This window comes from Yersinia aldovae ATCC 35236, from assembly GCF_000173735.1.
GTDB lineage: Bacteria > Pseudomonadota > Gammaproteobacteria > Enterobacterales > Enterobacteriaceae > Yersinia > Yersinia aldovae.
The window spans coordinates 1-505 of sequence record NZ_ACCB01000115.1; the positions used below are offsets into that span (position 1 = coordinate 1).

The window sequence follows — 505 nt, forward strand, 5'->3', positions numbered from 1 at the left end:
CCCGCACCTTGAGTTCATTAATTATGGTAGGAACCGCAGCCAGCATCGGCCTTACTTTTATTGCAGTGGCCGTGATTTTAGTATTTTTTACATTTGCTCTCGGTGAAATAGATAAAGAGTACGGCTTATCTGAGAGAATAATAGCCAAAATACGAGAGTTAGAAGCGAGATCACCGAGAATATCGGATACATTAGGTATGAATAGCCAATTGTTAAGTAAAAAAATATGAAAAATATCATGGATGGAAAACAAACTCTCGAAGATAAGATAAGTTTTACTTTTGGCCTTTTCATGGGGTTATTAGGCTTGTATATGGTCCCTTACGCCTTAAGAAACGAGATACTTCCCTATCTATCCTATCCCGATGTAGTTTCATTTTATCGTCTGGCAAACTATACTGTGGGTGGAGTATTTATATCCTTAATGATCGTCGTTATGTCAGCTTATTTACTGATTACGGGGAAAAAGGACGTAACGAAGTTAAAAAGATATATGATATTAACC

Annotated in this window: 2 protein-coding genes; both read left to right on the plus strand. The window is 36.8% G+C overall.

The features are described 5' to 3' along the window. Window positions 1–230: hypothetical protein (locus tag YALDO0001_RS21635; RefSeq protein WP_042840677.1), on the plus strand; the 230-nt coding region annotated here is incomplete at its 5' end. Window positions 231–238: 8 nt separating this feature from the next. Then, window positions 239–505, plus strand: a 267-nt coding sequence (locus YALDO0001_RS21640) for a hypothetical protein (RefSeq protein ID WP_217283972.1), incomplete at its 3' end; no start/stop codon positions are given.